Here is a 14,025-nt window from a genome sequence, read left to right as displayed (position 1 = left end):
GATGAAAGCCGCTGCCCTGTTTCCCTCCAAACTGGCCTGCTGTCTGGGTTTGGCCATGGGCGCCTTCGCGCTTGCGCCCCAGGCCTGGGCACAAGCCACCGTCGCGCCGGTTCCGGCGTCCTCCAACATGGACGGCGAGCTTTTCTACCAACTGCTGTTGGGCGAACTGCAGGTGCGCGGCGGCGACCCTGGCGCTGGTTACTCGCTGGTGCTGGACGCGGCGCGGCGCACGCTCAACCCCCAACTGTTCCGCCGCGCGGTGGAGATCGCGCTGCAGGCCCGGTCCGGCGACGCAGCCTTGAGCGCAGCCAACGCCTGGGCCGACGCCAACAAGGACAGCAGCGAGGCCTTGCGCTACAAGCTGCAAATCCTGCTGGCCTTGAACCGCGTGGCCGACACGGCGCCGGTCTTGCGCCAGCTGGTGGCCCAAGGCAAGCCCGACACACGCGATGAGGTGATCCTGTCCATCCCCCCCACCCTCCAGCGTGTGAACGACAAACCGGCGGCCGCGCTGGCGGTGCGCGAAGCCCTGCGCGACGAGTTGGCCAACGGACCCCATGCGTCGGCCGCCTGGGTGGCGGTGGGACGCATGGAGCTGGCCGCTGGCCGCCTGGCCGACGCGCTGGAGGCCGCGCGCCGCGCACAAGCGGCTTCGGTGCGTTCCCGCGCTGCCGCCGCCCTGGCCCTGGATCTGATGGAGGAGACCTCACAGCGCGAAGGCGCCGAAGCCCTGGTCAAACGCTACCTGGGCGCCAGCCGCGATGGCGACCGGCTGGTGGAGCTGTCCTACGGTCGCGTGCTGCTGGAAAGCCAGCGCTCTGCCGACGCGCTGAAGGTGTTGAACACGCTGAGCGAGACCAGCGACGCGCCGCCAGACACCTGGTTGCTGCTGGGCACGCTGCATGCGCGCGACAACCGCGACGCCTTGGCCAGCACCGCGCTGGAACGCTACCTGCAAACCACCGAAGGGGGCGGCGACGCCGCTGCACGCGGGCGTGTGCAGGCCTTTCTGTTGCTGGCGCAGCTGGCCGAAAAACGGCGCGACTTTGCGGCCGCCACCGCCTGGCTGGACCGCATCGACAACCCCCAGGAGGTGTTTGCGGTGCAGATGCGCCGCGCCTCGATGCTGGCGCGCCAAGGCCAGCTCGACGCCGCGCGCGAGTTGCTGCAGAAGGCGCCCGAACGCCTGCCCGCCGACGCGCGCACCAAGCTGCTGGCCGAAGCCCAGTTGCTGCGCGACCACAAGCGGTTTGACCTGGCCTATGTGCTGTACGCCAAGGCGGTGGCGATGAACCCCGACGACCCCGATCTGGTCTACGAACAGGCCATGGTGGCCGAAAAGGCGGGCCGTTTTGACGACATGGAGCGGCTGCTGCGTGGCCTGATGTCGCGCCTGCCCGACTACCACCACGCCTACAACGCGCTGGGCTATTCGCTGGCCGAACGCAAGTTGCGCCTGCCTGAAGCCAAGGCGCTGATCGAACAGGCGCTGGCACGCGCGCCCGACGACGCCTACATCCAGGACAGCCTGGGCTGGGTGGAGTTCCGCATGGGCAACATCGACGCGGCATTGCGCATCCTCCAGGGCGCCTTTGCCCAGCGGCCCGATGCCGAAATTGCGGCCCACCTCGGCGAAGTGTTGTGGGTGGCAGGCCAACGCGAGCGGGCGCTGCAGGTGTGGCGCGAAGGCCTGCTTCTCAACAACGAGAACGAAACACTCACCGACACCCTGCGGCGTTTGCAGGCCCAACCGTGAGCCGTTTTGGACGGGCCTGTCGCTGGGGTCTGATCACGGCGCTGCTGGTCGGGGTGATCGGCTGTGCCACGCCCCCACCGTCGGCGCCACAAAACCATTTCTGGAGTGGCCGCCTGGCACTGAGCGTGGCGGCAGAGCCCCCGCAGTCAATGAGTGCCGCCTTCGAGTTGCGCGGTGATGCGCGCGAAGGCGAGCTGGCACTGCTCTCGCCGCTGGGCCAGACCGTGGCGGTGGCACGCTGGTCGCCCGCCGGGGCCACGCTGCAACAAGGCGAGCGCACACTCGCCTACGCCCACATGGACGAGCTGACCGAACAACTCACGGGCGCGGCCCTGCCTTTGCCCGCGCTCTTCCAGTGGTTGCGTGGTCTGGCCAGCGAGGTGCCCGGCTGGTCGGCCGATCTGAGCGGCCACAGCGATGGCCGCATCCTGGCACAACGCCTGACACCCTTGCCCCGTGCGGAACTGCGCATCCGCCTGCAGCCATGAACACAGCGGTCATCGAAACGCCCACCGAACTGCGCAACGTTCCCGCACCCGCCAAGCTCAACGTCTTTCTGCACATCGTGGGCCGCCGGCCCGACGGCTACCACCTGCTGCAATCGGTCTTCATGCTGATCGACTGGTGCGACACACTGCATTTCAAGCTGCGCGCGGACGGTGCCATCCACCGCATTGACGCCCTGCCTGGCGCGACATTGCCCGAACACGACCTGGTCGTCCGCGCGGCCCAGGCCCTGCAGACGGCCACGGGCTGCACGCTGGGCGCCGACATCACGCTGGAAAAACGCCTGCCTTCCGAGGCTGGCATGGGGAGCGGCTCCAGCGATGCGGCCAGCACGCTGCTGGCCCTCAACCGCCTGTGGGACCTGCGCCTGTCTCGCCCGCAACTCGCCCACATCGGTTTGACCCTGGGCGCCGACGTGCCCTTTTTTGTTGGCGGACGCAACGCGTGGGTGGAGGGCATTGGCGAGCAACTGACCCCGGTGGCGCTGCCGCCCGGGCGTTTTGTGGTGGTCAAGCCCCCCACCGGGGCATCCACGGCCGCGATCTTTGGTTCATCCGTTTTGAAAAGAGACACAAAGCCTGCTATACTCTCAGGCTTTGCTGCAGATGCTCAACAAAATCCAGATCGAATCTGGAACTACGGGGCAAATGACTTGCAAGCCGTGGCGCAAGCCGTGTGCCCCGAAATTTCGGACTGCATCGCCTGGTTGTCCCGCAAGGGTCTCCAGGCACGCATGACCGGATCGGGCAGCGCGGTGTTTGCGCCCTGGGTGGAAAGCACGGACTTGTCCGATGCGCCACCGGGCTGGCAAGTAAAAATTTGCAGCAATTGGGCAGAGCATCCATTGCGCGCCTGGTGTGAAGGTTAGAATCACGCCCGCCTCGCAAGACAATGCGTTGCACAGCGACAGTTTCGGTGGTTTGTCGTTATGACAAGCAACCTGCGTAGGGGAGTCGCCAAGTTGGTTAAGGCACCGGATTTTGATTCCGGCATGCGAGGGTTCGAGTCCTTCCTCCCCTGCCAAACCTGATAGCAAGCCTGGTGGTCCAGCGACCACCAGCACCGAGACAAGCGACCAAAACTTTTGTGATGGTCGCTTGTTCTGTTTTCAACGTTGCACAACACCGTTGCACAACACCGTTGCAACATTGGGGCCCGCCATGCAGCCGCAACCGCCAGATTTCATGATCTTCACCGGCAACGCCAACCCGGTGCTGGCCGCTGACATCGCGCAGCACCTCAACACCACCCTGGGTTCGGCCAATGTCGGCCGCTTCTCGGACGGCGAGGTGACCGTGGAAATCACGCAGAACGTGCGTGCCCGCGACGTGTTCATTGTGCAAAGCACCTGCGCACCGACCAATGAGAACCTGATGGAACTCATCATCATGGTCGATGCCCTGAAGCGCGCTTCTGCCGCCAAGATCTCGGCCGTCATCCCCTACTTCGGTTACGCCCGCCAGGACCGCCGCCCGCGTTCGAGCCGCGTGCCCATCTCGGCCAAAGTGGTGGCCAACATGCTGCAAGCCGTGGGCGTGGACCGCGTGTTGACCATGGACCTGCACGCCGACCAGATCCAGGGGTTTTTCGACATCCCGGTCGACAACATCTACGCCTCGCCCGTGCTGCTGGGTGACCTGCGCCAGAAAGCCTACCCCGACCTGCTGGTGGTGTCGCCCGATGTGGGCGGCGTGGTCCGCGCACGTGCCCTGGCCAAGCAACTGGGTTGCGACATGGCCATCATCGACAAGCGCCGCCCCAAAGCCAACGTGTCGGAAGTGATGCACGTGATCGGTGACATCGACGGCCGCAACTGCGTGATCATGGACGACATGATCGACACCGCTGGCACGCTCGTGAAAGCGGCCGAGGTGCTCAAGGAGCGCGGCGCCAAGAGCGTGTACGCCTACTGCACCCACCCCATCTTCTCGGGCCCGGCCATCGACCGCATCGCCAAGGGCAACGCCCTGGACGAAGTGGTGGTGACCAACACCATTCCCCTGAGCCAGGCCGCACAGGCCTGCGCCAAGATCCGCCAACTCTCGGTGGCGCCGTTGATGGCAGAAACCATCCAGCGCATCGCTTCCGGCGAGTCGGTCATGAGTTTGTTTGCCGATCAGGAGAACCTCTTCTGAGGTCTTGATCGCAACAAAAAGCCGGCGCTCCGTGTGGGGCGCATTTTGAAACAGAGGCGTTCTGGTCGCGGAACCCCTCATCTGGAGAACGTTATGCAATTCGTCGCTTTTGAGCGCAACAAGCAGGGTACGGGTGCGAGCCGCCGTCTGCGCAACACCGGCCGCGCGCCCGGTATCGTTTTTGGTGGCAGCACCGCACCCGTGACGATCGAAGTCGATCACAACGCGCTGTGGCACGCCCTGAAGAAGGAAGCCTTCCACGCCTCCATCCTCGACATGGAACTGGGCGGCAAGGTTGAAAAAGTGCTGCTGCGCGACGTTCAGTACCACCCCTTCAAGCAGCAAGTGCTGCACATCGACTTCCAGCGCGTGGACGAAAAGACCCGCCTGCACAAGAAGGTGCCCCTGCACTTCGTGGGCGCTGAAAACTCGCCGGCCGTCAAGACCGACAAGTGTGTGGTCAACCACGTGGTCACCGAAATCGAAATCGAGTGCCTGGCCGTCCAGCTGCCTGAGCACATCACGGTGGACCTGAGCAACGCCACCGCTGGCGCCAGCATCCACGCCACCGACATCCAGCTGCCCGCTGGTGTCAAGATCGTCACCCACGGTCGCAAGGCCGTCACCATTGCCACCCTGGTGGCCCCGGTGGAAGAAGTGGTGGCCGCTCCCGTGGCCGCAGCCGCCGACGACAAGAAGGGCAAGAAGAAGAAGTGATTCTTCTCTTGGTCAATCAAGGCCCGCCCTGTGCGGGCCTTTTTTGTTGGGCCGCCGCGCCGGGCCGCCCCAAGCCAGGCCACGCCCCCTCGGGGGGCAGCGAACCACACGCAGTGGGGAGCGTGGGGGTTCTTTTCCGTCATCGATAATTCAACCCCATGATCAGACTCATCGTTGGCCTGGGCAACCCCGGCCCCGAATACGAACAGACGCGCCACAACGCCGGCTTCTGGTGGGTGGATGCAGTGGCACGCGAACTCAAGGTGCACCTGGTGGCCGAGAAGGGCTACTTCGGCAACGTAGCGCGTGCCAACGTGGCGGGCCAGCCGGTGTGGCTGCTGGAGCCCATGACCTACATGAACCGCTCTGGCCAGGCGGTGGCGGCACTGGCGCGCTTTTTCAAGATCGCGCCCGACGAGGTGCTGGTGGTGCACGACGAACTGGACCTGGCGCCCGGCGAATGCAAGCTCAAGAAGGGCGGCGGCCACGCGGGACACAACGGCTTGCGCGACATCCATGCGCAGTTGGGCAGCGCCGACTACTGGCGCCTGCGCATCGGTATCGGCCACCCGTGCGACAAAAGCGAAGTGGCCAACTGGGTGCTCAAGAAACCCGCACCCGACCAGCGCGACGCCATTGAAGCCTCATTGACCCGCTGCCTGCTCGCCCTGCCCGACCTGCTGGCCGGGCGCATGAACGAGGCCACGGCACGCATCCACACCAGCAAACCGCCCCGGCCCAAACCGCCTCGCCAGGCGCCACCCGCTCAGGCGGCCGGCGTGGAACCATCACCCGCCGCCGACAAGGGCTGACCGGCTTTCTGCAGACGCTGGAATTTCTGCCACAGCGTCTCCTGGCTTTCCACGTGCTGTGGGTTGACCGGGATGCAGGCCACAGGGCACACCTGCACACACTGCGGCTCGTCGAAATGGCCCACACACTCGGTGCATTTGGCCGGGTCGATTTCGTAGATCTCGGGCCCGAGGTAAATGGCCTCGTTCGGGCATTCAGGTTCGCAGACGTCGCAGTTGATGCACTCGTCGGTGATCATCAGTGCCATGGTGTGCCTCCGGTCAGCATTGCACCCGCGCGGGGCCATGCACCCGTTGCAGCTCGGCGGCCACGGGCGCGCTGACCATGGCGGCCACGTCGCCTCCCAGCTTGGAGATTTCGCGTACCAGGGTGCTGGAGATGCACTGCAATTCGGCCTGCGGCAGCAGAAACACGGTTTCCACGGTCGGCAGCAGTTTGCGGTTCATGGCCGCCATCTGGGCTTCGTAGTCGAAGTCGGTCACGTTGCGCACGCCGCGCAACACGGCACAGGCACCTTGTTCACGGCAGAAGTCCATGATGAGCCCGTCAAAAGGCGCCACGCGCACATTGCGCAGGCCAGCCAACGCGGCACTTGCCATGGCGATGCGCTCATCCAGGCTGAACAAGGTTTTTTTGTGGTGGGCCACGGCCACGGCCAGCACCAGTTCGTCGAACAGGCCGGCGGCACGGCGCACCACGTCTTCGTGGCCCAGGGTGAGGGGGTCAAAGGTACCGCTGTAGACGGCGATGCGGCGGGCGGAAACGGACGTACTCATGCGCCGATTATCCGCCGCTGGCCATGCCGGCAGCAGCCTGCGCCACCTTCGGCCCCAGCAGGTGAAAGGCCACCTGCCCGGCGCGACCCTGGCGCAACACCTGCCAGCCCAGTTCGGTGAGTTCGGTGTCCGTCCAGGCACGTGGCGCTTCGAGGTATAGCCGGCCCTCGGCGTCCACCAGCTGGCGCGCGACCTTCAGGGCCTCGCGAAACAAGTTGTCGTTCTGGCCCTCGCCAAACGGCGGGTCCAGAAACACCACGTCCCAGGCCTGACCCGTGCGCTGGCGCATGAGGCTGAGGGCGTCGCCGCGTTGGACCGTGATTTGGTTGGCGTGCAAGCGGGTGGCGTTGTCGCGCAAGCTGGCCACCAGGGCGGGCGCCTGCTCGATCAACAGCACCTCGGTGGCGCCGCGCGACGCCGCCTCGAAACCCAGCGCGCCGCTGCCGGCAAAGGCATCCAGGCAGCGCAAGCCGGTCAAATCTTGACCCAACCAGTTGAACAGGGTCTCGCGCACGCGATCGGGTGTGGGCCGCAGGCCGGGCAAAGCGGCCACCTGTAGTTTGCTGCGCTTCCATTCGCCGCCAATGATCCGCACCACGCCCGGCGCGCCAGCCGCCGGCCGCGCCCCACCGCTGCTTTTGCTGCGCATGTTCATGGCGCCTTGCCCCCCACGATCACGCTGACCATGCGCTGTGGCGCCAGCACGCGCTGGAAAGCGCGGCGGATGTCGTCCACCGAAACCGCCGCCACTTTGGTGGTCCAGGTGTCCAGGTAGTCCTGCGGCAAATCGTTCCAGGCGATGTTGGCCACGTTGTCCAGCAGCTTGCGGTTGCTGTCCAAACGCAGGGCAAACCCTTTGATGAGCGCGTCCTTGGCGGCCTGCAGCTCGGCCTCAGTGGGCCCTTCGGCCACAAAACGGGTCACCACCTCGCGCGACAAGGCCAGCGCCGCCTCGGCCTGGTCGGGCCGGGTGGTCAGGCTCACGGTGAAGGGGCCGGCGTGGCGCCCCGGCGAAAAGCTGCTGTAGACGCCGTAGGTCAGTCCACGCTTTTCGCGCACCTCGTCCATGAGGCGCGAAGTGAAGCCCCCCGCACCAAGGATGTGGTTGCCCACCAGCAAGGTCAGGAAGTCCGGGTCGTCGCGCTTCACGCCGGGCTGGCCCAACAGCACCTGCGCCTGCGCGGCGGCAAAGGGGATGCGCTCGTCCTTGGCTGCCGCCAACGGCGCCACCTCAGGCACGGGGGCGAGGCTGCGGCAACCGTTGGGGGCGATGGCGGCCAACAGGCGATCGGCAATGCGGTCGGCCGTGGCACGGTCGATCGCCCCGACCATGCTGATGCGTGCACCACAGGCCATCACATGCTGGCGGTAGAAGCCGGCCATGTCGTTCACACCGATGGCTTGTAGCGTTTGGGCCGTGGTTTGGGCGCCGTAGGGGTGCCCCTGGTACACCGCAGCGGCGTAAGCGCGACCCGCGTGGGTACCGGGGCGGGTTTCGGCTTCGCGCAAGGCGGCCAGGCTGCGCTCGCGTTCGCGCGCCCACACCTCGGCAGGAAAGGCCGGCTGGGCCATCTGGCGCGCGGCCAGCGCCACCGCCCGTTCCAGCAAGGCCGGGTCGGTCAGGGTACGCAGCGAAAAAGACATGCGGTCGCTGCTGGCGTTGGCACCAAACTGGGCGCCGATGTCCAGCCAGGCCTCGGCCAGGGCGTTTTCGTCCAGCGCGGGCTGCCCTGCTGCGGCTTGCACGCCTTTGTCCAACATGCTGGCCGTGGCGCGTGCCAGCCCAGCCTGGGTGGCGGGGTCGCGTCGGCTGCCGGCGTCCACGTCCACCGACACGTCCAGCATGGGAATGGCCGGGCTGCTGACCAGGTACACGCGGGCGCCGCTGCTGTGGTTCCACTGCGCGATGGGCAAGGCGGCCTGGGCGCCATGGGCCGCCAGGGCCAGCGCGACGGCGCCCAACATCTGAGTGACTTGTTTCATGGCTTGGCCTCCGGCACCAGCACGCCCACGCTGAGCTGCCGTTCGTCAAACAGGCGCTGCGCGACCGACTGCACCTGCGCAGGCGTCACGGCCATCAGGCGTTGCAACAGGCGTTCGCCGGCATCCAAGCCCCACCCATTGAGCCAATAGCTGCCGAGTTCGCGCGCCTGGTTGACCACCGAGTCGAGCTTGTAGACCTCGCTCGCTCGCCACTGGGTTTTGACGCGTTGGAGTTCGGCCTCGGTCACACCCTGTTCGGCCACACGCCGCACCTGTGTTCGCAGCGCATCGGCCAGTTGGTCCACGCCCACACCAGGCGCTGGCACCCCTGTGAGCGAAAACAGCTGAGGGCCCCGACCCAACAAGCCATAACCCGCGTCCACGCTGTCTGCTAGGCGCTGACCGCCTTCCCCCTGCACCAGGGCGCGGCCCAGGCGGGCCCCGTTGTAGCCGTCGAGCACACTGGCCAGCAGGGTCAGGGCCAACGCGTCCTGCGTCTCAGCGTCGGTGGCGGCGGGGTCGCGCAACTTGGGTACTTTCCAGCCCAAGGTGATCACCGATTGCTCGGCACGGGCACGGTACTCCAATCGGCGGGGGCCTTGCTGGGTCGGCTCCACACGCGGTTTGCGCTCGGGCACAGCCTTGGCCGGGATGCGACCGTAGGTCTGTTCGGCCCAGAGGCGCACCTGCTGAGGGTCCACGTCGCCGGCCACCACCACGGCAGCGTTGGCGGGCACATACCACTGGCGGTGGAAAGCGCGCGCGTCGTCGGGCGTGAGGGACTCGATGTCGCTCATCCAGCCAATGACGGGCCGCCGGTAGGGGCTGGCCAGAAACACCTGGGCGGTGTAGGCCTCGAAAAAGCGCGCCCGGGGCGACTCCTCCACCCTCTGGCGCCGCTCCTCCTTGATGACCTCGATCTCGCGCCGGAACTCGTCGTCGCTCCACTGGTTGTTGGCAAAACGATCGGCCTCCAGGGCCATCACCGCCAGCACCTGATCGGAAGGCACCTGCTGGTGGTAGACCGTGGCGTCGCGGCTGGTGAAGGCGTTGTGGGTGCCCCCCAGCGCGGCCACGCGGCGTGAATACTCGCCTGGCCCCACCGTGGGCGTGCCTTTGAACATCATGTGCTCCAGCACATGCGCCACGCCCGATGCACCGTCCACCTCGTCCATCGAACCCACACGCACCCACAGCATGTGCACGGCGGTGGGGGCACGGCGGTCGGGTTGAACGATCACCGCGAGGCCATTGGCCAGGGTGAAACGCTCGGTCTGTGCCCACGAAGCGGAGGACAGCAAGGCGGCCAGCAGCAACGCGGCCCAACGGATGAATGTGGGTTTCATAGAATGCAAGCGATTCTATAAACGCGCCAATGTTCAGTTTTTTCAAGAAAAAAGCCCCGCCACCCCCCGTGGCTGGCAGCCCCGAGACCCAACCAGCGACGCCTGTGGTGTCAGAGCCGGTCGCCCCGATCGCGCCCGCGCCCGCGCCCGCCGGCAGCCTGTCGTGGTTGCGCAACCCGTTCGCGGACAAGCCTGCGGTACCAGCTCCGGCGCCTTTGGCTGAACCGGCCCGCACCTTGGAGCCCGCACCGGCGCCGGCCGTGACGCCGGAACCTGCACCTGCACCTGCACCTGCACCTGCACCTACAACTGTGCATGCGCCGGCTCCTGTCCAAGCGCCCGTACCTGCACCAACACCCGTGCCGGCTGCCCCGCCTGCTGAGGCCCGTGCAGGCTGGCTGGACCGCCTCAAGGCCGGCCTGCGCAAAACCGGCTCCAGCATCGCCACGGTGTTCACTGGCACCCGCATCGACGACGCGCTGTACGAAGAACTGGAAGACGCGCTGCTGATGGCCGACACCGGTGTGAAGGCCACGCAATTCCTGCTGGACGACCTCAAGCGACGCGTGAAAGAGGCCAAAGCCACCGAGCCCAGCGCCGTGAAAGGCCTGTTGGCCGAAGCCCTGGCCGACCTGCTGCGCCCACTGGAAAAACCGCTGGTGATTGGCGAACACACCCCCACGGTCATCATGGTGGCGGGCGTCAACGGCGCGGGCAAAACCACCTCCATCGGCAAGCTCACCAAACACCTGGCCACCGAGGGCGCCTCGGTGCTATTGGCTGCGGCAGACACCTTCCGCGCCGCCGCGCGCGAACAGCTGGGCGTGTGGGCCGACCGCAATCTGGTGGACATCGTCAGCCAGGAGGGCGGCGACCCCGCCGCCGTGGCCTTTGACGCCGTCAGCGCGGGCCGCGCGCGCGGCAAGGACGTGGTGCTGGTCGACACCGCCGGGCGCCTGCCCACGCAGCTGCACCTGATGGAAGAGTTGAAAAAAATCCGCCGCGTGGTGCAGAAGGCCGACGCCACAGCGCCCCACGAAGTGCTGCTGGTGATCGATGGCAACACCGGCCAGAACGCGCTCAACCAGGTGCGCGCCTTTGACGACGCCCTGCAGCTCACGGGCCTGGTGGTCACCAAGCTCGACGGCACCGCCAAAGGCGGCGTGCTGGCCGCGATTGCGATGGAAAAGCCGGTGCCGGTCTATTTCATCGGCGTGGGCGAAAAACTCGAAGACCTCGAAACCTTCAATGCCCGCGAATTCGCCCAGGCGTTGCTGAACTGATTCCGCCATGGCCACTGTGACCCTGAGGCAGGGTGGGCTGCACTGCGACGTGCGCCCCGACCTGGGCGGCTGCATTGCCGGCCTGTGGTGCGATGGACTGCCGGTGCTGCGTTCCACCCCCGGCGACACACTGCACTCGGTGCGTGAATGCGGCAGCTTTCCGTTGGTGCCGTTCTCCAACCGCATCGGCCAGGCAACGCTGCTGTGGCAGGGCACAGGCCACCCGCTCGTGACCCACGCGCTCACCGAAGCCCATGCCATCCACGGGGTGGGCTGGATGCGCCCGTGGGCGGTGCTGGAGCAAAGCGACCGCTTTCTGCTGTTGGCCCATGAGCACCGGGCCGAACCGCATTGGCCGTTTGCCTACGACGCTTCCCAGACCCTGCAACTGCTGGACGGTGCCTTGGAACTCACGCTGTCCATCACCAACCAGTCTTCCGTGCCCGCACCGGTGGGGCTGGGGTGGCACCCCTATTTCGTCAAGCGGCCTCACAGCCACCTGCGGTTCGAGGCCAGTGGCCGCTGGGACATGGGCAGTGACAAGCTGCCCACCGGCCACCGCCCCAGCCCAGGCCTGGACACCGATTGCGCCACGCTGGACGTGGACCACTGCTTCGATGGCTGGGCGGGCGTGGCCCACTTGCGCGACGAAGCGCTGGATGTGCGCATCAGTGCGCCGCTCAGGCACCTGGTCGTCTACACCCACCCGACGCGGGACTTCGTGGCCGTGGAGCCGGTGAGCCACGTGAACAACGCCTGGAGCTTGCACGCGCAAGGGCACAGCAGCGAGCGGCTGGGCCTGCGGGTGCTGGCGCCTGGCGAGTCGTTCTGCACGCAGATGCGCCTGGAAGTGAGCGCGCGCAGCTGAGGGACGGCGCGGCGTCCTGGACACGCAACCCCGCGACCCTTGGCACCGCAGGATTGCGCTAAGCTGACAACCCGCCACAGGGTTTGTCCCCTGTTTCACAATTGCACGGGGGCACACAAAATAGTCATTGCTTATATTCAAGCAGTGCGCCCCATTCTTTTGAGCAACCCTTCGGGTTGCCCCACCCCGAGGAGACGCTGATGCGCTTTTGGTCCCTTCCCCTTGTGCTGGCTGCTGCCAGCGCCATTGCCCTGCCCGCGCAGGCCCAGGTCAACCAAGTCCGTGTGTGGGCCGCCGCCTGCGCCAACTGCCACGGCACCGACGGCCGCGCCCAGCCCGGCATGGAGTCGCTGGCCGGCAAGGACAAAGACGAGATGGTTCAGAAGCTGATGGACTTCAAGAGCGGCCGCAAGCCCGCCACGCTGATGCACCAGATTTCCAAAGGCTACAGCGACGAGCAGCTGGCCCAGATTTCGGCCTACTTTGCCGCTCAGAAAAAATAAGGAGCCCACCATGTTGCAACGCCGTCATTTTGTTCAAACGCTGGGGGTGGGTTCAGCCGCCGCGGGCCTGGGTGTGTTGGGTGGTTGCGCCACCGCGGGTGGCAGCGGCCCCAAGGTGGTGGTGATTGGGGGTGGCTACGCCGGCGCCACCGCCGCCAAATACCTGCGCCTGTTCTCCGACAACACGGTCAAAGTGACCCTGGTCGAGCCCAACGCCGCCTTTGTGTCCTGTCCCATTTCCAACCTGGTCATCAATGGCAGCAAGACCATTGCCGACGTCACCACCCCCTACGACAACCTGGCCAAGCGCCATGGCGTGAAGCTGGTGCGCGACATGGTGGCCAGCATCGATGTCGAGAAACGTGTGGTCAAACTCGCCAGTGGCGGCGAACTGCCCTACGACCGCGTGATCGTCTCGCCCGGCGTCGACTTCATGTGGGACAGCCTGCCCGGCATGGCCAGCCAGGCCGCCAAAGACAAAGTGCTGCACGCCTGGAAAGCGGGCGCACAAACCGTGGCCTTGCGCAAGCAGCTCGAAGCCCTGCCCGATGGCGGTGTGTACGCCATGTCCATCCCGCTGGCTCCCTACCGCTGCCCGCCCGGCCCCTATGAGCGCGCCTGCATGGTGGCCAACTACTTCAAGAAGGCCAAGCCCAAGAGCAAGGTCGTCATCTTCGACGCCAACGACGACATCCAGTCGAAGAAGGGCCTGTTCATGAAGGCCTGGGACGAGCACTACAAGGGCATGATCGAGTACCGGCCCAAACACAAGGTGACCGACGTGGACGCCGCCACCAACACGCTGAAGTTCGAGTTCAACGAGGACTTCAAGGCCGGCGTGGCCAACGTCATCCCCGACATGCGGGCGGGTGACATCGCCGTCAAGACCGGGCTGGCCACCGCCAACAAACGCTGGTGCGAAGTCGATTTCCTGACCTTCGAATCCAAAGCGGCCAAAAACGTGCATGTGCTGGGCGATTCGATCCAGATCGCACCGGGCATGCCCAAGTCGGGCCACATGGCCAACCAGCACGGCAAAACCTGTGCGGCCGCCGTGGTGTCGCTGCTGGCGGGCAAGGCCCCGCCGCAGCTGCCCATCTACGCCAACACCTGCTACAGCTTTGTCACTGACGAAGACGTGGTGCATGTGGCCAGCGTGCACCGCTACGACGCCGAGAAAAAAACCATGCTCACCGTGCCGGGTTCGGGCGGCGTCTCATCAGCTGCCAGCGAACTCGAAGGCCGTTACGCCCTGGCCTGGGCGCGCAACATCTGGGCCGACACGCTGGCGTAAGGCCAACGCCCCGGGGAACCGGGGCGTTTTTTTCCAGCAAATAT

The 14,025-nt window shown here is 66.1% G+C and carries 15 protein-coding genes and 1 tRNA gene; 11 read left to right on the top strand and 5 right to left on the bottom strand.

From position 1 onward, the window contains the following. Window position 1: 1 nt before the first annotated feature. The 7 genes from ACFQU0_RS19415 to pth all read left to right on the top strand — a co-directional run bounded on the left by ACFQU0_RS19415 (window position 2) and on the right by pth (window position 5,927). The gene (locus ACFQU0_RS19415; protein ID WP_382203506.1) at window positions 2-1,756 is read left to right on the top strand and encodes a tetratricopeptide repeat protein; all 1,755 of its coding nucleotides are present in this window, start codon (window positions 2-4) and stop codon (window positions 1,754-1,756) included. Further along, window positions 1,753-2,244 carry a lipoprotein insertase outer membrane protein LolB gene (locus ACFQU0_RS19410; protein WP_382203504.1) on the top strand — a complete coding sequence of 164 codons (492 nt, stop codon included), beginning with the start codon at window positions 1,753-1,755 and terminating at the stop codon, window positions 2,242-2,244. The genes ACFQU0_RS19415 and ACFQU0_RS19410 overlap by 4 nt, the downstream gene beginning before the upstream one ends. Beyond that, on the top strand, window positions 2,241-3,131 hold the full coding sequence (gene ispE, locus ACFQU0_RS19405; RefSeq protein ID WP_382203502.1) for a 4-(cytidine 5'-diphospho)-2-C-methyl-D-erythritol kinase: 891 nt from the start codon (window positions 2,241-2,243) through the stop codon (window positions 3,129-3,131). Before ACFQU0_RS19410 ends, ispE begins: the two co-directional genes overlap by 4 nt. Window positions 3,132-3,209: 78 nt before the next feature. Continuing rightward, a tRNA-Gln gene (locus ACFQU0_RS19400) sits at window positions 3,210-3,286 on the top strand. Between the two features lie 137 nt (window positions 3,287-3,423). After that, window positions 3,424-4,398: a ribose-phosphate pyrophosphokinase gene (locus ACFQU0_RS19395; RefSeq protein WP_382203500.1), complete on the top strand. Its 975-nt coding sequence runs from the start codon at window positions 3,424-3,426 to the stop codon at window positions 4,396-4,398. A 93-nt stretch (window positions 4,399-4,491) separates the two neighbouring features. Then, entirely contained in the window at window positions 4,492-5,115 is a 624-nt protein-coding gene (locus ACFQU0_RS19390; protein WP_382203498.1) for a 50S ribosomal protein L25/general stress protein Ctc, read from the top strand. 158 nt (window positions 5,116-5,273) lie between these two features. Beyond that, complete coding sequence (gene pth, locus ACFQU0_RS19385; RefSeq protein ID WP_382203496.1) at window positions 5,274-5,927, top strand: aminoacyl-tRNA hydrolase; 654 nt, start codon at window positions 5,274-5,276, stop codon at window positions 5,925-5,927. On the opposite strand, the gene ACFQU0_RS19380 is transcribed toward pth, so the two are convergent. Genes ACFQU0_RS19380 through ACFQU0_RS19360 form a run of 5 tightly spaced genes read right to left on the bottom strand, consistent with a single transcriptional unit; the run spans window position 5,882 to window position 10,033 of the window. After that, on the bottom strand, window positions 5,882-6,175 hold the full coding sequence (locus tag ACFQU0_RS19380; RefSeq protein WP_382203494.1) for a YfhL family 4Fe-4S dicluster ferredoxin: 294 nt from the start codon (window positions 6,173-6,175) through the stop codon (window positions 5,882-5,884). The genes pth and ACFQU0_RS19380 overlap by 46 nt on opposite strands. A 13-nt stretch (window positions 6,176-6,188) precedes the next feature. Further along, on the bottom strand, window positions 6,189-6,704 hold the full coding sequence (gene coaD / locus ACFQU0_RS19375) for a pantetheine-phosphate adenylyltransferase (RefSeq protein WP_382203492.1): 516 nt from the start codon (window positions 6,702-6,704) through the stop codon (window positions 6,189-6,191). A gap of 7 nt (window positions 6,705-6,711) precedes the next feature. Further along, a complete protein-coding gene (gene rsmD / locus ACFQU0_RS19370; RefSeq protein ID WP_382203490.1) occupies window positions 6,712-7,353 on the bottom strand; it encodes a 16S rRNA (guanine(966)-N(2))-methyltransferase RsmD in 642 nt (213 codons plus the stop codon). 2 nt (window positions 7,354-7,355) lie between these two features. Beyond that, on the bottom strand, window positions 7,356-8,687 hold the full coding sequence (locus ACFQU0_RS19365; protein WP_382203488.1) for a M16 family metallopeptidase: 1,332 nt from the start codon (window positions 8,685-8,687) through the stop codon (window positions 7,356-7,358). Continuing rightward, a complete protein-coding gene (locus tag ACFQU0_RS19360; RefSeq protein WP_382203486.1) occupies window positions 8,684-10,033 on the bottom strand; it encodes a M16 family metallopeptidase in 1,350 nt (449 codons plus the stop codon). Before ACFQU0_RS19360 ends, ACFQU0_RS19365 begins: the two co-directional genes overlap by 4 nt. Before the next feature lie 29 nt (window positions 10,034-10,062). On the opposite strand from ACFQU0_RS19360, the gene ftsY reads away from it, so the two are divergent. The 4 genes from ftsY to ACFQU0_RS19340 all read left to right on the top strand — a co-directional run bounded on the left by ftsY (window position 10,063) and on the right by ACFQU0_RS19340 (window position 13,981). Further along, window positions 10,063-11,316 carry a signal recognition particle-docking protein FtsY gene (ftsY, locus tag ACFQU0_RS19355; protein ID WP_382203484.1) on the top strand — a complete coding sequence of 418 codons (1,254 nt, stop codon included), beginning with the start codon at window positions 10,063-10,065 and terminating at the stop codon, window positions 11,314-11,316. Window positions 11,317-11,323: 7 nt separating this feature from the next. Beyond that, entirely contained in the window at window positions 11,324-12,184 is an 861-nt protein-coding gene (locus ACFQU0_RS19350; RefSeq protein WP_382203482.1) for an aldose 1-epimerase, read from the top strand. 200 nt (window positions 12,185-12,384) lie between these two features. Further along, window positions 12,385-12,687 carry a c-type cytochrome gene (locus ACFQU0_RS19345; protein WP_382203480.1) on the top strand — a complete coding sequence of 101 codons (303 nt, stop codon included), beginning with the start codon at window positions 12,385-12,387 and terminating at the stop codon, window positions 12,685-12,687. A gap of 13 nt (window positions 12,688-12,700) precedes the next feature. Further along, entirely contained in the window at window positions 12,701-13,981 is a 1,281-nt protein-coding gene (locus tag ACFQU0_RS19340; protein ID WP_382203561.1) for an FCSD flavin-binding domain-containing protein, read from the top strand. Window positions 13,982-14,025 lie beyond the last annotated feature (44 nt).

The sequence above is a fragment of the Hydrogenophaga defluvii genome, from assembly GCF_042665235.1.
In the GTDB taxonomy this organism is placed as follows: Bacteria; Pseudomonadota; Gammaproteobacteria; order Burkholderiales; family Burkholderiaceae_C; genus Hydrogenophaga; species Hydrogenophaga defluvii_A.
This window is presented reverse-complemented; position numbering and strand designations above follow the sequence as displayed.

Bases quoted from the DNA above. Each gene is read 5' to 3' on its own strand.
- ACFQU0_RS19395 (WP_382203500.1), top strand. From the start codon at position 3,424: ATGCAGCCGCAACCGCCAGATTTCATGATCTTCACCGGCAACGCCAAC.
- ACFQU0_RS19360 (WP_382203486.1), bottom strand. From the start codon at position 10,033: ATGAAACCCACATTCATCCGTTGGGCCGCGTTGCTGCTGGCCGCCTTG.
- ACFQU0_RS19365 (WP_382203488.1), bottom strand. From the start codon at position 8,687: ATGAAACAAGTCACTCAGATGTTGGGCGCCGTCGCGCTGGCCCTGGCG.
- ACFQU0_RS19415 (WP_382203506.1), top strand. From the start codon at position 2: ATGAAAGCCGCTGCCCTGTTTCCCTCCAAACTGGCCTGCTGTCTGGGT.
- ftsY (WP_382203484.1), top strand. From the start codon at position 10,063: ATGTTCAGTTTTTTCAAGAAAAAAGCCCCGCCACCCCCCGTGGCTGGC.
- rsmD (WP_382203490.1), bottom strand. From the start codon at position 7,353: ATGCGCAGCAAAAGCAGCGGTGGGGCGCGGCCGGCGGCTGGCGCGCCG.
- ACFQU0_RS19380 (WP_382203494.1), bottom strand. From the start codon at position 6,175: ATGGCACTGATGATCACCGACGAGTGCATCAACTGCGACGTCTGCGAA.
- ACFQU0_RS19390 (WP_382203498.1), top strand. From the start codon at position 4,492: ATGCAATTCGTCGCTTTTGAGCGCAACAAGCAGGGTACGGGTGCGAGC.
- ACFQU0_RS19350 (WP_382203482.1), top strand. From the start codon at position 11,324: ATGGCCACTGTGACCCTGAGGCAGGGTGGGCTGCACTGCGACGTGCGC.
- coaD (WP_382203492.1), bottom strand. From the start codon at position 6,704: ATGAGTACGTCCGTTTCCGCCCGCCGCATCGCCGTCTACAGCGGTACC.
- ispE (WP_382203502.1), top strand. From the start codon at position 2,241: ATGAACACAGCGGTCATCGAAACGCCCACCGAACTGCGCAACGTTCCC.
- ACFQU0_RS19345 (WP_382203480.1), top strand. From the start codon at position 12,385: ATGCGCTTTTGGTCCCTTCCCCTTGTGCTGGCTGCTGCCAGCGCCATT.
- pth (WP_382203496.1), top strand. From the start codon at position 5,274: ATGATCAGACTCATCGTTGGCCTGGGCAACCCCGGCCCCGAATACGAA.